This is a genomic window from Mesorhizobium sp. M0522, from assembly GCF_040321085.1.
Lineage (GTDB): Bacteria > Pseudomonadota > Alphaproteobacteria > Rhizobiales > Rhizobiaceae > Mesorhizobium.
Genome location: NZ_JAMYQW010000074.1, coordinates 1 through 14,867, shown reverse-complemented (window position 1 = coordinate 14,867; position 14,867 = coordinate 1). Strand labels below are relative to the sequence as shown.

The 14,867-nt window shown below is 59.6% G+C and carries 14 protein-coding genes; 11 read left to right on the top strand and 3 right to left on the bottom strand.

The features are described from left to right. Nucleotides 1-30: 30 nt before the first annotated feature. Nucleotides 31-819 carry a sugar phosphate isomerase/epimerase family protein gene (locus NKI58_RS34805; RefSeq protein WP_352854462.1) on the bottom strand — a complete coding sequence of 263 codons (789 nt, stop codon included), beginning with the start codon at nucleotides 817-819 and terminating at the stop codon, nucleotides 31-33. Between the two features lie 495 nt (nucleotides 820-1,314). Between NKI58_RS34805 and NKI58_RS34800 the strand changes: the two genes are divergently transcribed. Both NKI58_RS34800 and NKI58_RS34795 read left to right on the top strand, forming a co-directional pair. Then, a complete protein-coding gene (locus NKI58_RS34800) occupies nucleotides 1,315-2,463 on the top strand; it encodes a Gfo/Idh/MocA family protein (RefSeq protein WP_352789277.1) in 1,149 nt (382 codons plus the stop codon). 16 nt (nucleotides 2,464-2,479) lie between these two features. After that, the gene (locus NKI58_RS34795) at nucleotides 2,480-3,454 is read left to right on the top strand and encodes an alpha/beta hydrolase (protein WP_352789274.1); all 975 of its coding nucleotides are present in this window, start codon (nucleotides 2,480-2,482) and stop codon (nucleotides 3,452-3,454) included. Here NKI58_RS34795 and NKI58_RS34790 read toward each other — a convergent pair. Both NKI58_RS34790 and NKI58_RS34785 read right to left on the bottom strand, forming a co-directional pair. After that, on the bottom strand, nucleotides 3,435-4,436 hold the full coding sequence (locus NKI58_RS34790; RefSeq protein WP_352637592.1) for a LacI family DNA-binding transcriptional regulator: 1,002 nt from the start codon (nucleotides 4,434-4,436) through the stop codon (nucleotides 3,435-3,437). The genes NKI58_RS34795 and NKI58_RS34790 overlap by 20 nt on opposite strands. Nucleotides 4,437-4,945: 509 nt before the next feature. Continuing rightward, nucleotides 4,946-5,707 (bottom strand): DeoR/GlpR family DNA-binding transcription regulator, encoded by a 762-nt coding sequence (locus NKI58_RS34785; RefSeq protein ID WP_023680295.1) that lies wholly within the window; start codon nucleotides 5,705-5,707, stop codon nucleotides 4,946-4,948. Nucleotides 5,708-5,936: 229 nt separating this feature from the next. Between NKI58_RS34785 and NKI58_RS34780 the strand changes: the two genes are divergently transcribed. The 9 genes from NKI58_RS34780 to NKI58_RS34740 all read left to right on the top strand — a co-directional run. Beyond that, nucleotides 5,937-6,737, top strand: coding sequence for a beta/alpha barrel domain-containing protein (locus tag NKI58_RS34780; protein WP_352457857.1), 801 nt, complete (start codon nucleotides 5,937-5,939; stop codon nucleotides 6,735-6,737). A 3-nt stretch (nucleotides 6,738-6,740) separates the two neighbouring features. Then, nucleotides 6,741-7,679 (top strand): PfkB family carbohydrate kinase, encoded by a 939-nt coding sequence (locus NKI58_RS34775; protein WP_352571729.1) that lies wholly within the window; start codon nucleotides 6,741-6,743, stop codon nucleotides 7,677-7,679. Between the two features lie 148 nt (nucleotides 7,680-7,827). Then, nucleotides 7,828-8,973, top strand: coding sequence for an ABC transporter ATP-binding protein (locus NKI58_RS34770; protein WP_352457855.1), 1,146 nt, complete (start codon nucleotides 7,828-7,830; stop codon nucleotides 8,971-8,973). Between the two features lie 616 nt (nucleotides 8,974-9,589). After that, a complete protein-coding gene (locus tag NKI58_RS34765) occupies nucleotides 9,590-10,843 on the top strand; it encodes an ABC transporter substrate-binding protein (RefSeq protein WP_023680291.1) in 1,254 nt (417 codons plus the stop codon). Nucleotides 10,844-10,983: 140 nt separating this feature from the next. Beyond that, nucleotides 10,984-11,880 carry a carbohydrate ABC transporter permease gene (locus tag NKI58_RS34760; RefSeq protein ID WP_502896967.1) on the top strand — a complete coding sequence of 299 codons (897 nt, stop codon included), beginning with the start codon at nucleotides 10,984-10,986 and terminating at the stop codon, nucleotides 11,878-11,880. Nucleotides 11,881-11,886: 6 nt separating this feature from the next. Further along, nucleotides 11,887-12,732, top strand: a complete 846-nt coding sequence (locus NKI58_RS34755) for a carbohydrate ABC transporter permease (protein WP_352524729.1) — start codon at nucleotides 11,887-11,889, stop codon at nucleotides 12,730-12,732. A 707-nt stretch (nucleotides 12,733-13,439) separates the two neighbouring features. Beyond that, entirely contained in the window at nucleotides 13,440-14,039 is a 600-nt protein-coding gene (locus NKI58_RS34750) for a substrate-binding domain-containing protein (RefSeq protein WP_352827963.1), read from the top strand. A 32-nt stretch (nucleotides 14,040-14,071) separates the two neighbouring features. Next, nucleotides 14,072-14,266: a hypothetical protein gene (locus NKI58_RS34745; RefSeq protein ID WP_352827961.1), complete on the top strand. Its 195-nt coding sequence runs from the start codon at nucleotides 14,072-14,074 to the stop codon at nucleotides 14,264-14,266. Further along, nucleotides 14,263-14,867, top strand: a 605-nt coding sequence (locus NKI58_RS34740; protein ID WP_502898857.1) for an ABC transporter permease, incomplete at its 3' end; no start/stop codon positions are given. The genes NKI58_RS34745 and NKI58_RS34740, both read left to right, overlap by 4 nt.

Below are 14,867 nucleotides of genomic sequence, written 5' to 3'. Positions count from 1 at the left end.
ATAGCTTTCCGGCCCCCGGTCCGTTTTGTATTACGTACGCCGTGACGGGGCGGTGTGCCGCTGGCTGGGGGGGTGTGTGGTGCCCCGGGGGGCCGCGCGCGGGGGGCCCCCGGTCTCGGATTCCTCTTCCAGCACCAGCCAGCCATTGAAGCGTGGCGCTGCACTGGCGATGTCGATCACCGCCGCGGTATCGCAGACGCCCTTGCCGAGCATCGCCCATGTGCCGCTGGCATCGACATCCTTCAGGTGCACGTAGCGGATGCGGTCGCGATAGGTGGTGAGCGTATCGGCCATGTTCCGATGGCCACGCAAGATGTGGCCGGTATCCGGCACCCAGCCGACGAGCGACGGATCGACCAGCCCAAAGATCCGGTCGTAGTCGGCGCGATCGAAGAGCAGCGTGTTGTGGTGCGAACTCGGATGCACCGCGACCTGGACGCCCGCCTTGCGCCCTAGCTCCCCCGCCTTGTTGTAGACCTCCGCGGCGATGGCAAATTTGTCGTCGCGCGGCCCGTCGGAGACGACTGTCGCCGAGCCCATCGACACCAGCGTGTCCGGAAAGGCAGCAGCGAAGTCGATCCATCGCTTCGCGGTCTCGAGGTCGTTGCCGATCTTCTCCTTGAGCGTGAAGCCGCTCTTGGAACCGAAGGCGAAGGAGACGAGCGTCAGGCCTGACGCCTTGAGCGCGGTCGCGAACTCCGCCGGCTTGTCGGCATATCGGCCGATCATCGTGTCGGTGATCTCGATGCCGGCATAGCCGCCATCGGCGATCGCCTTCAAGAGATCGTCCGGGCAGCCGGCAAAGCCCTCTCCGAGCATTTCCCAGGTAAAGGTCTGGCAACCGACTTTCAGGTCTTTCACGATCGTCCTTTCATTCCTTGATGCCGCCCCGCGTTAGCCTTGCGGTCCTGCCGTTCGTTGAAGGCCTTGATTAGGTCGCCAACGGTTTCCTTGCCGAAGAAGGCGGCGCTGGCAAGCTGATTTCGGAACGTGATTGCGCCCGCGCGGGTCGAATGCCGAGACCCGTGTCGAGCGCTGCGGCGCCCAGCATGCCGGCGCCGATGAGAAATTGCCGGCGATCGGCGATGGTGACGTGACCCACAGGCTTCGTAGCGGCGGTCGGCCGTTTTTCATGTCAGTCATTTCCTCCCCTGAAGGCTGGGGCCTCCAATGTTGCGCCAGCATTTTCGCATGTTCTGCAAAAATTTTACGCGCGTCAATATTTAAAGTGCTGTATAGCGGGCTGTGATTGCGGCTCGCCACCGATTCAGCAGGCCCGCCGAAGTGTCATCGCGTTGGGAGGCAGACTCGAAAATGCAAGCAAAATCACAGATTAAGCTCGGTATCGGCATTGTCGGATGCGGCAACATCTCGATGACTTATCTGCGCAACGCGGCGCTCTTCGGCGGCCTCGAGTTGCGTGCATGCGCCGACATTTCCACCGAACTGGCGGCACTGCGCGGCAGCGAATACGGCATCCGGGCAGTCAGCGTCGACACGCTTCTAGCCGATCCGGACATCGACCTTGTCCTCAACCTGACCGTCCCGGCGGCGCATTTCGACATCTCGTTTTCGGCGCTTTCGGTGGGCAAGCATGTTTTCACCGAAAAGCCGCTGTCAACCTCGGCTAGCGACGGCCGCCGGCTTGTCGCCGAGGCGGCGAAGCGCAATCTGCTCCTAGGCTCGGCCCCCGACACTTTTCTCGGCGCAGCCGGACGGCGGGCGCGCCGCCTGATGGACGAGGGCGCGATCGGCCGCGCCGTCACCGGCACCGCCTTCATGATGGGGCGCGGCATGGAGCACTGGCATCCCAATCCGCAATTTTACTATCAGCCGGGCGCCGGCCCAATCTTCGACATGGGCCCCTATTACCTGACCATGCTGGTCAACCTGCTTGGGCCGGTGGCACGCGTGATGGCGATGGCGACTCGGGGACAGGAAGTGCGCCTTATCACTGCCGAAGGTCCCTACAGGAACACCAGTTTCAAGGTCGGCACGCCGACCAACATCCTATCGCTGCTGGAGTTCCGATCGGGCGCCACCGTCACCTTCGGAGCCTCCTGGGATGTCTTCAGACACTCCAATCACCCTATCGAACTGCACGGCACGGAAGGCTCACTGCGCCTGCCCGACCCTGACACGTTCGGCGGCACCGTATCGCTTTCGGAACGCGGCGCCGACTGGGCCGACTTCCATAGCGAGAGCGAGCTCTACGGGGGGCGCAACTGGCCTTACGCCGCGCCCGACCGCGCCAACTACCGCATGCTTGGCGTCGCCGATCTGTCGCATGCGCTGACGACGGGCAGAAAACCCCGCGCCTCCGGCGATCTCGCTTTGCATGTGCTGGAGATCATGGAGGCGATCCTCGCTTCGGGAGAAAGCCGCGAGTCCGTCGCCGTCAACGGGGCGGTCGACCAGCCGCCGCTTCTTGGCGAGGACGAGGCGACGAGCCTGCTTGCCTGAGGCGTAGGATCAGTCGATGGCTACGTTGCTTTCATCATTTCTCGATCCGGAAGCCCGGCATGTGCTCGACCTCTGCCGCCAGGCTCCCGCGCGGCCGTTCGACGCCGGCAGGCCTGAAGAGGCGCGGCGCGCCTATGAGGAGAGCTTTCCCACACTGCAGGGTGAACGCGAGCCGGTCGCCTCACTGAACGAACGCTTCATCGACGGGCCTAGCGGCCCGTTGACGCTCAGGATCTATCACGGGCGACGGGCGGCCTTGGCCAGTGCCCCAGCGTTGCTTTATCTGCATGGCGGCGGCTGGGTAATCGGCAATCTCGATTCCCATGACGAGATCTGTCGCTGGTTTGCCAACATGGCGGCCTGTGTGGTCGTCTGTCCCGACTATCGGCTGGCGCCGGAACACAAATTCCCGGCCGCCATTGAGGATTGTCGCGCAGCATTTGCCTTCATGCAAAGTGCGGCCGACGATCTCGGCATCGACGCGGAGCGGATCGCTGTCGCCGGCGACAGCGCCGGTGGCAATCTCGCTGCGGTGCTGTGCCTGATGGTGCGTGGGAGCAAGAATCCGCCGACCGTGCAATTGCTGTTCTATCCGAACACGGATGCCTCGCAGACAGCGGACAGCTATCGCCGTTTTGCTGAGGGCTATGGTCTCACCGCGGCAACGATGGCCTGGTTCCGCGACCACTATGTCAACCATGCCGGGGATATCGACGACTGGCGCGTGTCGCCGCTGAAGGTCGCCAGCCTTGCCGGCGCAGCACCAGCCTTTGTCGCGATCGCCGGTCATGACATTCTCGTTGACGAGGGTGAGGCTTACGCAAAGCGTCTGCAAGATGACGGCGTGCCTGTCGTGCTGAGGCGCTGGCCTGGCCAGATCCACGGCTTTGTCTCGATGGGCCGCCATGGTCCGGCCTCGCGGCAAGCCGTCGGCGCGGCGGTTGCCGCGTGGCGCGGCTTCGATGGAAAGCTCAGGCCGATTGACGCATAACCAGCGTCGCGTCGAGATTGACCTTAGCGGCAACCTCAGCTCCATCCTCGTTCAGCAGGGCCAGCAGCGTCTCGACGCTATATCCCGCCATGGCGGCGAAGTCCTGCGCCATGGTGGTGAGGCCTGGACATGTGTAGCGGCTCAGCGGGTGATCGTCATGAGCTGCGACACGCAGGTCGCAGTCGGCCTTGCGACCGACCTTGAGGCCTTGCGCGTAGGCGGCCGCCATCACGCCGAAGGCGAGACGGTCGTTGTTGCACAGAATGGTCTTGCCCGACAGGCCGCCATTGCCGAGCATTTTTTCCATTTGCTCGTAGCCGATCCGTTCGAAATCCCATGTGTACTCGTCGGTGTTGCCGATGACGACAGGCTCATGCCCGAGCCGCTTCATAGAAGCGATATAGCTTTTCAGTCGTTCTGGCGAGTTGTGGTTGACGTGCGGGATATCGAAATAGACCGGGGCGTCGCCGGACCGGCACAGATACTCGACGATGGTCGAGACGCTCTGGGCATTGTTGTTGCCGACGAACGGCGTTCCGCCTTCGAGATAGGTGTCGAAATAGACCACCGGTATGGCCTGCGTCAGCTTCTCCAGCGTGCGGTGGTCCGAGCGCAGGCCGAGCGGCGCGATGAGTGCACCGGAGACCTTCAGCGACAGGATGGTTCGCGTTGCCTCCACTTCGAGCTCGCGCGAGCCGTGCGAGGAGATCACGATCGGCCAGTAGCCTTCGTCGCGCAGCCTTAGTTCGATGCGGCTGACCATCTCCGAATAAAAGGGGTCGGCCACTGTCGGCACCATGATGCCGATGCTGCGGGTCCGCTTGCGGTTCAGGTTGCGTGCAAACAGATTGGGCTGGTAGTCGGACGAGCGCAGCGCCTCTTCGATACGCTGCCGTGTCGCTGGCTTGACGCTGGTCGGATCGTCGAAATATTTCGACAGCGTCGGCCTGGAGACGCCGCAAGAGCGGGCAAAATCATCCATCGTCTTGTGCGTCGTCGGCAATTCAAACGCCTCGCGTTCTGGACATCCAATCACTGGGTTGCCCTAGCGCTGCCCCAGGGTACCCGCATACGCTGCCGTGCAACGGCAAGGCAAAATTTTACAGAGAGCTTCAGCAGTTTCAACGCGTATCGCTGAATTTTTTCACGCGTAAATTTATTAGTTGACGCGAAAAGTACAAGCCATATTGACTCCGAATATCGGTTGCCGCCAGGCAGAAATGCACGCGACTGAGAGGGGTCGTTCGAGTCGGGCCCTGGGGAGAAACGCCGGGAGGTTCCGCGAGGTGAAGAAGCTGGTCTCAGCCGGCGAGATCGAGCTTCGGCGATTGACGCAGCGTCGGCACCGAGATGCTGAGGGCAGCAACAGCGCGCTTTCCAGTCTAGCGCGATATGAAGATCCTTAATGTGCTAAATTTGTCTTCGTACTCCGAAACGTGGGTTGCCAATGGGACACGCTGCCAATTCTGGGCACCACAATCCGGAAGGCACCTACACATAGCGCACTTCGACTCCCAGCTTGTCCAATCGACTGCGAATCCCATAGGGCATAGCGGTGTCGGTGATGATCAGATCGACACGTGACAACGAAAATGCCTTAGATGAGGCGCCAATATCCCATTTGCTTGAATCCGCCACAAGGATCACGCGCCTGGCCATACGAACCAGATTGCGTTTTGTGCGCGCAATGTCTTCTGAGACATCGACGACATCGAATGACTGATCGATCGCATGCGCGCTGAGGAACGCTTGGTGGGCCACAAGGCCGCCCACAGCCCTATCAAAATCCGACACGATCGTGCTGACCGTCGAGGGATAGACCCGACCGCCTATCATATGCACGTCCAGCCCAGGGCGATACATCAGATGCTGTGCAATGTTCATCGCGGTTGTGGCTACTACCACATTGTTGACCGGGGGCATCTGCATTGCGACCTGCAGCAACGTCGAGCCGCTGTCGAACACCACGGACTGGTTGTCTATGATCTGGCGCGCCGCCATCTGCGCGATACGCCGTTTGGCATCGAAATTGCGAGACATCCGCTCTTCGAAGGCCGCCGCGGGCGAATCAGCGGGCAAGGCGATCGCACCGCCATGCGTTTTGATCAACTGCTTTTTTGCATCCAGAATTTCCAGGTCGGACCTGATGGTCACCTCGGAGACGCCGAAGTTTTCCGCCAGTTGGCTGGTACGCGCCTGGCCGGTCCGCTGAAGCGCGAGCATGATCTGATGTCGCCGTTGTTCCGCAAGCATGTGTAACCCCGAATTGCTGTTTGGTAACTGCACGCCAACCTTTCGAAAATCGAATAGGAAACCGGCCTGCGTTTGAGAATTCGAGGGATACCGCCTCACCGCAGCGAACGCTAGCCGTTGCAGTTGCAACCTATATCGAAACGAAAGAAATCGAAATATTGAATATTGTTTTGCTTTCGAGTTAGGGTCCTCAACGTCAGATCAACAATTGCGAAGGGACTGCACTGATATGGGCCTTGGAACTAAAATTCGCTTGTCGCGGCTGTTCTCGCATCGATCTGGGAACCTGTTCGGTGGTGCCGTCGACCATTTCGTAGGGTACGGCAACGTCCGCGAGGGAGGCCTTGCGGATCTGCCCGGCGCGCTCAAGCGGGTGATGGCCGGAGAGCCAGATTACATCAGCATTCAGCCTGGTGCGGCGCGTCATTTGTGGCCGGCTTACGCCGGCAAGGCAGCGCTGGTCATTCAGGCGGGATGCTTTACGCCCGACGATCGGATCAGTCAGTTGATCGCGACGCCCGAAGATGCAGTGCGCTATGGTGCCGATGCGCTGGCGGTCGCCATTCCGGTGCGGGGCGATACCGAGGGTCACTACATTCGTTGGCTTACCGATACGGTCAACGCGGCTGCTCGTTTCGAAATGCCGGTCGTTGCACATGTTTATCCCCGCGACTATTCAAACGGCTGCAAGATCGTCTTCACCCCCGACGAAATCGCCTACGCAGTGCGGATTGGTTTTGAGACCGGTGTTGACGTGATCAAGGTCGGATACACCGGGGACTTCGACTCATTCAAGGAAACCGTGGCAACTTGCCCGGTTCCCATCGTTATCGCCGGCGGTCCGAAGACCGAGGATCTTCTGGGCGCTCTCACCCAAACGTCTGAAGCCCTGCGCGCTGGTGCGAAGGGTGCCGTCGTGGGGCGCAATCTGTGGGGGCACGGTGACACCACGATGGCAGCGCGTGCATTCAAGTGCGTCATTCACGATGGGATGGCACCGCAAGACGCTTTGGCGGCTGCGGGCACGTGAGCTGTGACCGGCAATCTGCAGGTTTTGGGCTTCGGAGCCTTGGCGATTGACGACATCATCTATGTCGACAGCCCGCTGGGTGCTGGCAAAGGGAAGGTGACAAATCGCACGAAGGACCACGGCGGCAATGTGGCGACGGCACTCGTTGCTGTCGCCAAGCTGGGGGGGCGTGCCGGTTTCATCGGCTGGCTGAGTGATCAGCCACTTACGGATGTCGGCGCCCACGAGCTTGAACGACACGGCGTCGACATATCTTTCGCGCCACGTCGTGCCGATGCCAAGCCGATCCGGTCGGTTATTACGGTCGCGCCCGATGGTGACAGGTTCATCGCCTATGATGATGATGTGCCGCACGGGACCTCCGATGCGCTGGCCGATAGCGTCCTTGCGCAAGCCCAGGTGCTGCTGATCGACGGTTACGCCACGCACGCTGACATGATTGTTGCTCGTGCCCGTAAGCTGGGTCTGGCGGTGGTGGCCGATATTGAGTGGACTGTCGGACCTGCGACCGAACGATTGATCCGCCTGTCAAATCACCTGGTATTGCCTCTGAAATTTGCCCAAACCTATACTGGCGAGGCCAAGGCGACAGCGATCCTGCGCAAGCTGTGGTCAGATGACCGCTCCGCGGTCGTGTTAACCGAAGGCGATCGAGGAGCCTATATCCGGCAAAAGGACGATGTCGTTTTGTGGCACGTTCCGGCCTACAAGGTCAGGGCAGTGGACACGACCGGCGCGGGGGATTGTTTTCATGGCGCCTATGCCTTCGCCCTTACGCAGGGAAAGCAGCCTGTCGCCTGCGCTGTTTATGCAACTGCCGCGGCCGCGATCTCAGTGACGGGCCGGGGTGGCCGCATGGCTCTGCCGGATCACAACGCCTGTGTCGCGTGGATGGCGAAAGAAAATGCACCTGTGCCCATACCGATTACGTCGCCAGACTGAGAATTCATCATTCGGATATTGCCGCTGCTGGTGGGACGTCCGAGGCGCGCGGTTAACCGCGCAGATAGCAATGCCGGTTCGATCTGCAGTCGCGCCGCGCGGAGGCTATTCGATGTTTAGGTAGCGCTGACAATAGGGAGGATGTGACGTGGCTGTTGTTGTGTTGGACAAAATTTGCAAGACCTACGGGACGAAATTCCAAGCCATCAAGGATCTTAGCCTGACGATAAACGACGGCGAGTTCCTCATTCTCGTTGGCCCTTCGGGATGCGGAAAATCGACAGCCTTGCGCATGATCGCGGGGCTGGAGGAGATCAGCAGCGGAACCCTGACCATTGGTGGAGAGAATGTTGAGGATCTAGCGCCGAAGGACCGGGATATTGCGATGGTCTTTCAGAACTATGCCCTTTATCCGCATATGACAGTGTTCGACAACATAGGCTTCTCGATGAAGCTTGCGGGGAAGAGCAAGGCCGAGCGGACGAAGCGCGTCCATGAAATAGCAAAGACCCTGCAGCTGCACACGCTGCTCGACAGTAAGCCGGCCGCGCTGTCTGGCGGACAACGCCAGAGGGTCGCCATGGGGCGCGCGATGGTGCGCGAACCGGCAGCCTTTCTCATGGATGAACCCTTGTCAAACCTCGATGCCAAGCTGCGCGTGCAAATGCGCGCGGAAATTGTCAGCCTGCAAAGACAGCTGGGGGTGACCACGATTTATGTAACACACGATCAGACCGAAGCCTTGACCATGGGCGACCGGGTTGCGGTCTTGAAAGGCGGTGTCCTTCAGCAGGTCGACACGCCAAAGACGCTGTATAATCGACCAGTCAATGCCTTCGTCGCGGGTTTCATCGGCTCGCCGTCGATGAACCTGTTCGAAGGCCGTTTGCACAATGGCAGGATCAACCTGCCGACCTTTTCGATACCGGTGCCGACGAGTGCGTTTGAGCGCTCTCCTGGTCTGAGCGCCTTCGAAGGCAAGACGCTCATTTTCGGCATACGCCCCGAAGATCTTTACGACAGCAGTCTGGAATCGGGATCGCGACATGCCACTCTACCGGCCATCGTGAAGACGACAGAGGAATTGGGATCCGAGCTTATCGTTCATTTGAAGGTCGACGCGGTTCGAATCGATTCTGGCGACCCAGATGCTGTTGAAGATCTAAGCGGCGCAGCAAATGTCGTAGCGAGGTTTGAAGCCGTCAGCGCGGTCCGGCCGGGCGCGTTGATTGATCTGGCGATCGATGCGGCCAAGTTGCACTTCTTCGATCCCCAGACGCACCTCACAATCTAGCGTGATCCGCGATGGTTGACCCGGCTAAAGGGACGGAGACGCAAATGTCGCTTCTGTCTTCTGGCGTAGGTGACGGCAGACGCTGGCTTCGCTCTCCTGGGCAATCCGACCAGTTCTCGCTCGCCCATCACAGCTCGGGCCGTCTTCGTTGGCAAATGGTGAGACTTGCTCGACATCGGTTCAGCGCGCGACAGCCGATTTTTCCACCGGAGGTGGAGATCGTCTTGTGCCCGGCGGCACCCTGTCATCGACAACCAAAACGATCGCCTGAACGCCTCTGAATTGCGACGTCTACGCGAGCGCGCGACCCCACCGAATGGCGTTTTTTCTCTTCGAATATACGACTTTCATTTGTTTTCTTTTTAGGGGAGTGGCTTTCATTTGTTTACGAAAATAGAGAAAGAAGCGGCACAAGCAATGTGCACAAGGGAAAAACTAACCCCAGAGAACTTAAGAAAACCATATACCAATCAATGGCTTACATTCAGTCATAACGTCCCGGCATCCTACCCATTTTTCACGATTGCAGTTCTTGATTGACACAAAGACCCGGAAAAGAACCTAGTTTGATCGCGATCGGGAGGATCGAGCCAAACGTCGCTCCTAGGAGGAAAACATGAACGTCAGAAGATATATTGCTGCGGCCACGTCCGCTGTGGCTGTCTGGGCACTGTCTGCTACCTGCGCCTTTGCTGAGACCAATCTCGAATTCATCCAATGGTGGGAGCCGGAAATGCCCGCCGGTGCTCTGCGTAGCATCATGGACGACTTCGAAGCCAAAAACCCTGGTATCAAGGTGACGCTCGTCAGCGGTCCCTATTCCGCCACCCATGATCAGATCGTAGTCGGCGCCGCGTCGGGGACGCTCAGCGACGTCGTCGGCCTGGACGGAGCATGGGTCAATGGCCTTGCAAAGCAGGGCGCAATCGCTTCCATGGACAGCCTGATGGCTGACGCCAAATATGATCAGAGCCAGATCGCTGACATCATCAAGGTCAACGGCCAAAGCGTCATGTTCCCGCTCGCCTCGTTCGTATACCCGGTCTTCGTCAACCTCGATCTGGCCAAGGCTGCTGGTGTCGACAAGATGCCGGCCAACCGCACAGAATTCGCCGCTGCCGCGAAGAAGATGACCAATGCGGACAAGAACGAGTACGGGTGGGTGCTGCCGCTATCGCTGCAAAACCCCGGCGGCATCCAGAACGACGTGATGTCTTGGGTCTGGGCTTCCGGAGCATCGATGCTCAAGGACGGCAAGCCCGACGTGGAAAATGAGGCCGTGGTCGGTACACTCGAATACGTCAAGTCGCTACAGGACGCCGGCGTCATATCGCCAGGCATCTTTGCCAAGAAGGAACAGGACAAGGTCGAAGAGTTCGTCAACGGCCGTGTCGGAATGATGATCGACTCGCTGGCTCATATCAATCTTATCCGCCAGCGTAACCCCAATCTCAAGTTCGGTATCTCTGCGCTTCCTGCGGTCGACGGCTATACGGGTAAGCGCGGACTGCCCTATGCCTCTTGGGGCATCGGCATTAGCAACAGCACCGAGCATAAGGCAGAAGCCTGGAAGCTTGTTGAATATCTGATGAGCCCGGAAGTGAACGGCCGCCTGGTATCGCTCGCAAATGCCTTTCCGGGCAACGTGCAAGCGAAGCCTGACTTCTCGAAATCGGACCCGCTGTTCGAGGAAGCCTTCAAGATCTTCCAAAGCGGTCACTTGGCCAATGAATTCGTGGGCTTGCCGGTGGCCGAAGACCTGATGCGCGACATGAACGTCGAAGTGCAAAAGATGTTCGACGGCCAGCAAACCGCAAAGGAGGCCGCTGCCAACACGCAAAAGCAGTGGTTGGTTGACTTCGCCAAGTAGGCGCTGCTTCAGACAATTCGGCAGCGCGATAAGATCTATCGCGCTGCCGCTGCATCGGAACCGGACCATACGGTCGATGACCCAGCGGATTGTACCTCATGAGCCTCGCCAACGAAGGTTTGATCGTCACGCGAACGAAAATGCGCAAGCGTGGCATGCTTTCTTACAAGACGAGAAAGCGGCTCACTCCGCTGTTTTATGTGGCACCCGCCACGTTTTTGTTTTGTCTGCTAATGCTGTTTCCCATGATCACGGTCCTGCGCTATTCGCTGATGGACGGCGCAATCATGAAAAAGGACGCTGCTTTCATAGGGTTGCAGAACTACGAGACGATCTTCACAGATCCAGTCTTCTGGCAGTCGGTCGGGCAGACCCTCTATTTCACGGTGATGAGCGTCATTTTCCACCTTCTAATCGGCCTGGCCTTCGCCCTGTTGCTGAACACCCAACGCGTCCATCCGATGATTAGAAGCATCCTGCGTGTTCTCTACATATTGCCATGGCTCTTTACGGCAGTCATCATCGCGATCATCTGGCGGCTGCTTTTGGATCCCAATGGCGTGGTCAACAGCATTTTGATGACGCTCCATATCGTCAACTTCAAGGTCGAGTGGTTCTCCTCGACGAAAACCGCGATCCATGCGTTGACGTTTGCGAACATCTGGGCGGGATACCCTCTATATATGGTCAGCTTGCTCGCCGGTCTCCAGGGCATCCCCAAGGACCTTTACGAAGCCGCCGGCATCGATGGCGCCAATGAGTTCCAAAAGTTTCGGTACATCACGATCCCGCAGCTGATGCCGATCATCATCAGCATCGCCCTGCTGGATTTCATCTGGACGATGCAAGTCTTCCCCCTGGTCTGGATGACAACGGGCGGTGGACCGATCCATTCGACCGAGGTGCTGAGCACGTATACCTATAAGCTTGCGTTTTCGAGTTACGAATTTTCACAGGCTTCGGCGAGCGCGATCTTCATCTTGATCATCTCGATGGGCGCGACTTACTTCTACATCAAACACCAGAAGGCCAGGTGACCGGCAATGGCAAAGCGCTCCTTCAAAAACACCGTTTTGCCGACCGTACTGACATATCTCGGGCTCGCGGCCGGTCTGGTCTTTGCAGGCTTTCCAATCCTGTGGATGTTTTTCACTTCGTTGAAATCGAACACCGAGATCTTTGCCCTGCCGCCGAGACTGCTGCCCGACCATTTCACGAACGTAGCCTATCTTTCGATCTTCAATGATCCGACCAAGGTGCGCTTCTTTCTCAACAGCTATCTGGTCGCGGGAGTGGTAACCCTTCTGACGTTACTGATCGCCATTCTGACGGCCTATGGCTTCAGCCGCTATTCATTCCGGCTTAAGAATACGCTTAACGTCTTCATCATCAGCACACAGACCGTACCGCCGATCACGCTTCTGATCCCCTATTTCGGCATGGTCGTCGCCTTCGGCATTTTCAACACCTATTTCGCGCTGATTCTAACCTACATGGTATTCACCCTGCCTTACGCAATCCTTCTGATGACCGGCTATCTCAATACCCTGCCAAAGGAACTCGATGAGGCAGTGCTGGTCGATGGGGGGTCAAGTTGGACAGCGCTGTGGCGTGTGATTATCCCTCTTTCAGTCCCCGGCGTCGTCGCGACCGCGGTCTATACGTTTCTGTTGGCGTGGAACGAGTTCCTTTTTGCGCTCACTTTGACGAAGTCGACGGACATGCGGACCGTTCCGATCGGTATCGAGTTGCTTATGGGCCAACATGCGTTCGAATGGAACGAGATGATGGCGATGAGCGTGCTGGGATCACTCCCGCTTCTGATCCTGTATCTGATTGCACAACGTTACTTCCTCGCGGGCCTGGCCGCCGGGTCGGTGAAGAGCTGAGCAAACTGACTGCCAGTTCGCTGCTCGCTGCTGAACACATCAACCCATTCCGGCCCCGAAAGTCCGGTCTTTGACAGCGCCAGCGCTATGCCAAATCCTACACGTCGAGGGTCGTGCAGGCCGAAGGCGGCGACAGGACGCCGTTGCACAGCCCGATCGCGCTCGACATCTCTCCCGCGGTTTGCCACCTGTTTCGCCCGGATGGCCCGGCGCTGACGCCGCTGCCTGAGTGGCGCACTCGGAAGTTGAATCCGACTGCTGACCAAGCCGGCTTCTAGCCTGGCCTCGGCATCCCCTGCCTTGTGGATTTCGCCATCTGATGCCGCGATAGCTCGACACCGGTTTGCTGCAATGCAGCACATCAAAACCCGCGGCACACCATTTTCAAACTTGACGCGTGTCAAATTTTTCTCAAACATGCGGAAACGCTGACAAGGCATCAATCAGCGCTCTGGGAGGAGCAATGCCTGGCACGAAAAAAGGCCCCAAACGGGCCCTGACCCACGAATTGCATGGCGATCGCCGATCGGTCGGCAGCCTGTCATCGCAAACCTTGAGGCAGCCCGCGCCACATCAGGCATTCCGTTCGCCGAAAACGAACCAGATGCAACGCACCCACCAAATAGGAGGAGGACGACGCATGCGCATGTTCAATTGCCTGACGCTTGGCGCAGGTCTGTTTGCAATCATCGTTTCAGTGCCGGCCCATGCCGAAGACGCGGCGCGCGTCGCGGGCCGCCGCCAACATGGGCGACGCAACCGGACAGGCCGATCGGTTGACCGCCATGGCTATGCAGGATTTCGATTGCTACCTGGTCAATCCGATCAGCGTCTCCAACCTGGTGCAGGCGCTGGTGCCCGTCGCCCAGAAGAAAAAGCCGATCGTCAACATCGATAGCACCATCGATGCCGAGCAGGCAAAGGCGGCGGGCTTTGCCATCTCAACCTATATCGGCACCGACAACGTCGCTGCCGGCGCACTGGCCGGGAAGGAGATGCTGAAGCTGGTGCCGAAGGGTTCCAAGGTCGCCCTGGTGGCAGGCATCGTCGGCGATGTCGGCAGCAATGCCCGCATCAAGGGTTTCAAGCAGGCCGTCGAAGGCAAGCTCGAAGTCGTGGTGATGGTGAGCGCCGACTGGGATCGCGAGAAGGCTCTCACCGCGGCCACCGACATCCTGGCAGCGCACCCCGATCTCTCCGGCTTCTTCGCCGCCAACGACATCATGGCACTCGGCGTCGAACGCGCCGTGCAGACGGCAGGCAAGGACGTCAAGGTGATCGACTTGACGGCATCGTCGACGCGCTGAAATCGGTTGCCGCCGGCGAACTCTCCGCCACCGTGGCGCAATATCCCTATGTCGTCGGCGCCATGGGCGTGGAAGCCTGTGCCGCGGCGGCCAAGGGCAAGACGCTTCCCGCCAACGTGCCGGCGCCAGTGCTGTTGATCAACAAGGACAATGCGGAAGCCTCGCTGAAGAACTTCCCGCGCCCGGGTGGCGACTATCCGGATCCCTTCCGCGAGATGTTGCAGTGACCACTCCTGAACAAAACGCGCCTGCGCATGACGCGGGCGCGTTGGAGGAGAGCCGCCCCTCCCTGACGGCTCTCCTCCTGGATCCTTCCTTCTGGGCCGACTGGGCATCCGTCGTCGGCCTCGTCGGCCTCGTCATCGTGTTCGGCATCGCCCAACCGGTCTTTCTCAGCGTCGCCAATTTGCAGGCCCTGCTGCTGGCGGCGGCGATCCTTGTCGTGCTGTCGATCGGCCAGACCTTCGTCGTCGCGACAGCCGGCATCGATCTTTCGCTCGCGGCCGCCGTAATGCTGGGCGCCATCATCCTGGGCCTCGTCAATGCCGCCGGCTATGGCATCTTGCTGGCCTGCGTGCTTGCCGTCGCCGCCACCAGTGCCGTGGGATTCCTGAACGGCGTGCTCATCACCGCCGGGCGCATTCCCGATTTCGTGGTGACGCTCGGCACGCTTTCGGGCATCACCGGCCTTGGCCTGATCCTGTCGGGCGGGGGGGGGGGGGCGGGGGGGGGGGGGGGGGGGGGGGGGGGGGGGGGGGGGCGGCGGGGGCGGGGGGGGGGGGGGGGGGGGGGGGTGGGGGGGGGGGGCGGGGGGGGGGGGCAAAAGAC